3 protein-coding genes are annotated in these 4,692 nt (G+C 68.2%); 1 reads left to right on the plus strand and 2 read right to left on the minus strand.

What is annotated here, in order from left to right; translation table 11 throughout:
- On the plus strand, window positions 1-1,704 hold a 1,704-nt coding region (locus D7X55_RS35995), incomplete at its 5' end, for a leucine-rich repeat domain-containing protein (protein ID WP_121725398.1).
- A 16-nt stretch (window positions 1,705-1,720) separates the two neighbouring features.
- Here D7X55_RS35995 and D7X55_RS36000 read toward each other — a convergent pair.
- Together D7X55_RS36000 and D7X55_RS36005 are read right to left on the minus strand one after the other, a co-directional pair.
- A complete protein-coding gene (locus tag D7X55_RS36000; protein WP_147470350.1) occupies window positions 1,721-2,848 on the minus strand; it encodes a hypothetical protein in 1,128 nt (375 codons plus the stop codon).
- 210 nt (window positions 2,849-3,058) lie between these two features.
- Entirely contained in the window at window positions 3,059-4,624 is a 1,566-nt protein-coding gene (locus D7X55_RS36005) for a glucan 1,4-alpha-maltotetraohydrolase domain-containing protein (protein WP_121725400.1), read from the minus strand.
- Window positions 4,625-4,692: the final 68 nt, after the last annotated feature.

Genomic DNA, 4,692 nt, shown 5'->3' on the forward strand with positions numbered 1-4,692 from the left:
TTCCAGGTGTACCGGCTCCAGCCGGACGGGACGTCCTCCCCGTGGGGGCTGCTGCCGGCGGGGGAGGCCGCGCCCCAGCTGACTCCGGATGGAGACTGGTACGCCGAACCCCTGGAGCCCGTGAGGACCGCGGACCAGGCCCAGGCACTGGCCGCCGTGCTGCGCGAATACCGGGTCCCCGGTCTCTCCTTTGGGGAGAAGGGCCTCCCCGCCCCAGCCCTCCTCGCGCTCCTCGTCGAGGGCACCTCCGTCGTATCGCTCCATCTCTCCGATACCGCGCTCGGCGATGAGCACCTCACCGCCTTGAAGGACGCGGTGCGGTTGAAGGCCCTGCACCTCGACGGCACACGGGTCACCGATGCGGGGCTCGCCGCGCTCCAGGGGATGCCACACCTGACCGTCCTGCGGCTGGATGCCACCGCGGTGTCGGACCAGGGGATGGCGCTCCTCGCTTCGCTGACGACGCTGCGCCGGCTCTCGCTCAGCGGCACGTCCGTGAGTCCGAAAGGGCTCGGCCTGCTCGCGGCACAGACGGAGCTGGAGTGGCTGGATCTCTCGGACACCACGGTCGATGACACGGTCCTTGCGTCCCTGCCTGGGGACCGCCTGCGCACACTCGTGATGAGCGGCACCCACGTCACGAATGCCGGCCTCGCCGCCCTGAGGAGGATGCCTGCCCTGCGCCTGCTGGGCCTGGCGCGGACGGCCGTCTCGGACGCGGGCCTGGCACACCTCGGAGAGCTGCGCATGCTGGAGGCGCTCCACCTGGGAAGCACCGGGGTGACGGACGCGGGGCTCATCCACCTGGCGCGGTTGCCGGCGCTCCGGGTGCTGGTGCTCAGCAAGACACGCATCCGTGGCACGGGGGTTCGTCACCTTGCCGGGCTCACCCGGCTGGAGGTCCTCCATCTCGACGACACCCTGCTCGGGAACGCGGCGCTGCGACACCTTCAGGGACTCCACCAGCTGCGGGACCTGGAGCTGTCGCGCACCGCCGTCACCGGGAGCGGCCTCCCAGCGCTGGCCGGCCACCAGGCGCTCGAGAGCCTCGGACTGTCGGGCCTCGCGCTGGAGGACGCGTCGCTCGCATCGCTGGAGCCCCTGGGGCGGCTCTCCCGGCTCGACCTCAGCGCCACCCGCATCGGCCCCGAGGCCTTGAAGCGGCTCGGCTCGCGCATGGTCCTGCGGCACCTGGACTTGAGCCGGACCGGCTTCGACGACGGGTGGGTGGCCACCCTTCGGACCTTTTCCCAGCTCCAGTCGCTCCGCGCCATCCGCACGCTCCTCACGGACCTGGGGCTTGGCCAGCTCTCCGAGCTGCGGGAGCTCGAGTCACTCCAGGTCTCGGGGACTCCCATCAGCGGCTCGGGGCTGGTACCGCTCCAGAAGCTCCCCCACCTCGTCAAGCTCGACCTGGGAGGCACCTGGATGACCGACGACGGGGTGCGGTTGCTCGCGGGCTTCGACAAGCTCTCCTGGTTGAGCCTCGCCGGCACCCGCATCGGGGACGAGGCGCTCGCCCACCTCCCGGGCTCCCTGCTCACGTTGTACCTGCTGCGCACGAAGGTCACGGACGCCGGCATGCCCGCGCTCCACCGGCTTCCCCTCCTTCGTGAGCTCGATCTGCGCGAGACGGCTGTCTCCGAGACCGCGCGGGCCACGCTGGTGCGCGAGCATGGCATCCGGATGATGTCCGCCCCCTGAGGCAGGCGCGGGCCGCTCAACGCGCGAACAGCGGCCGGAACACGGGGGAAGAGCGCAGCGCGGAGACCATCTCGGCGATGCCGGCGGCCTCCCGCTCCGTCTCGTCCGCCCCATAGACCTCCTTCAGCCGGCCCATGACGCCCGCCTCGGAGCGCCCGTGCAGCAGCTCCCGGAAGATGAGGAGCGCCGTCTCATCGAGGGGAATCCCGAGCGTATCGCCCGAACCCGCCCCCTCCGTGGGCTTGGACAGCTCCTCGACCCAGCGCATCACCCTCTCCCTCGGGTCCTCGTGCGGGTACCGCTGGCGCACCAGTCCCAGGAGCGACTCGGCATCATCGATATTGAGCAGCAGCGCGAGGAAGTACCGGTGCTCCTCCGTCTTGACCTGCGCGCGCCTGCTGACGAGCATCGATTGGCGGATCCGCTCCTGGAACACCGGGAGGAGCTGCTCGGCGAGCGAGCCATGCCTGCGGATGGCCACCTCCCAGAACTCCTCGAGCGCCGACTCCTCCTTGTAGATCTCCAGCAAGCGTTTGAAGAGCAGATAGCAGGTATGGATGTCCGACCGCTCGATCAGCTCCGACAGCAGGCGCTTGCGAACCGCACGGGGGCTGTCTCCCAGGAACGTCAGGGACTGGAGGATCCTGTTGGTCTGGACATCCTCATAGGTCGAGTCGATGGCCAGAAAGGGCTTCTTGTAGGAGTACTGCACCCCCGCGTTGGGGGTGTGCAGGGTCCTCACGACGCACGTCACGGAGGGACGCTCCAGATGGAAGAGGGAATGGATGTAACGATTCCCCGGGAGGATCTGTTGGACGTCCCCCTCCTTCAGCTCGTTGAGGGACTCCAGCGAGAGATCGCCAAAGGCCATACGGCCGTTGACCCTGTGCCGCTCATTCCAGCGGTACTGCCCATGGATGCTTCCACCCTTGACGACCTGAAAGGCCCCACTGAACCCGTGCTGGTGGATTTCGGTGGTGCCATCCAGCCAATAATAGAGATCAATGACGATCCGGTGGTCGGAGAACACCGTGATGGGCGGCTGCCCGAAGTCAGACCGCGCGGTCAGCTGTCGGGGGAAGGCCCGGGTGCTGAACAACCATTCGATGGGCTCCATGGGGTCGAAGCCCTTGTACGGAGCCATCTCCTGCAGGACACGCGCCGCAAGCTCGGGAAAGGCTTCCTCATCATGATTGTCCTTGACCCATCGTTCCTGGATGAGCCTCCCCATCTCTTCATAGACGCGCACAGGTGTCCTCCACTTGGAAGTCCTATCAATGACACCACTGTGTGATGGGAAAACAAACCCCGTCAAGGAAGCCTTTCGGGTTCCGATTGGCCTTCGGGGTGCGTCTTAGAAGCTGGCGGTGGCGGTGATGCTGCCGCCGGCCGCCGGGGTGGTGACGGTGTTGTTGCTACCGCCCTGCCAGACGACGTTGCCGGCGCCGTCGCGCTTGAGGCACTTCCACTGCACGGCGGTGTTCGGGGGCAGCGCGTAGGTGCCGCGCCAGGTGGGGTACGCGGTGGGGCTGAGAATCTTGGTGGTGGTGGGGCTCCAGTTGTCGAGCGCCGCGACGCTGCCCGCCACGTAGACGTTCTGGCCCATCACGGTCGTGCCGTTGTTGCACACGAACTCCACGTTGGCGGTGGTGGGCGTCGTGGTGCCATTGGAGGTCCACACGGTGTAGTCCGTGCCGGAGGCGGCCTGCGTCCAGCCGGTGCCGGGGGTCCAGGTGGTGTTGTTGCCCAGCCGCACCGCCACCTTGCCGCCGATGATGGCCGCGTACAGGCCCGCTTCCGCGCGCTGGATGCTGACGGTGGACTCGGACGTGAGGCCCGCGTTCTTGCGGATGTCCATCAGCGTCTTGATGGAGCTGCCCAGGCCCCAGTTGAAGTAGTGCGCCCAGTAGACGGTGGGGATGCCCGGGTGGGTGAGCACGTAGGCGTAGCCCGTCATCACCTTGGCGCAGGGCACGGGCCAGTGGTTCTGCCCGTTGCCGCACGTCTCGCTGGGGCCGGTGTCGTGGTTGTCCACGAAGGTGACGTGGCGGCCAGGCCACCAGCCGATGCCGCCCGCGGGCTTGCCGTCGGACGCCTTCAGGCGCGCGTAGTTGTTGTTGGTGAGCGCGTCGTTGAGCAGGCCCTTGGTGCCGAAGTCGAACGCGGCGCAGGTGCCCGTCGTGGCGTCCACCCAGTTGGTGATCTGCTGCTTCCAGTTGTTGGGGTTGTTCGCGTCGAAGGAGTTCGTGGGCCAGAACTCACCCACGCAGAACCACGGGGCCGTCGCGGTGACGTACTCCTTCACGTAGCTGCCCGCGAAGCCCTTCACGAAGTCGAACCGCCAGCCCGCGAAGCCCTTCTCCTTCAGGCCGTTCATCCACGCCTTCAGGTCCGCGCGCACGTTCGCCTGCGAGTGGTCCAGGTCGCGCGCCGCGGCGTAGCCTTCGCCGCTGTCGGGACTGCCGCAGGCGCCGGTCCACTCATCCCCCGCGACCACCGCGCTGCAGGTGTTCCAGGTGGGGTTGGTGAAGTCCGCCCAGTTGGCGGTGCCCACGCGGTGGTTCACCACGATGTCCGCGATGGGCTTCACGCCCTTCGCGTTGAGGGCAGCCAGCGCCTGGGTGAGCTCCGCTTCGGTGCCGTAGCTGGAGTTGAGCACGCTGAGCTGCCGGGGCAGGTAGCCCTGCGTGGACGCCGCGTCGGAGGGGGGCGGCAGCCAGATCATCGTGAAGCCCGCGGCCTGCAGCGTGGCCGCGTTGTTCTTCACGGTGTTCCACCACCCGCCCGCGCTGGCGGAGTTCCAGTGGAAGCCCTGGATCATCACGTCGGTGCTCGCGCCATCCAGCGGCCTGGCCACGGCGGGCGCGGCGGCGAACAGGCCAGCCGTGGAGACGACCAGCAGTCGGGTCTTCAACGTCATCGGGGGACCTCGGGGTTGTGGGGGGAAGCGCGGGCAAGCTAGCCCTGGCTTCCGGCACGGACCAGGAC

Origin of the sequence: Corallococcus sp. AB049A (assembly GCF_003668885.1) — a bacterium.
Classification (GTDB): Bacteria; Myxococcota; Myxococcia; order Myxococcales; family Myxococcaceae; genus Corallococcus; species Corallococcus interemptor.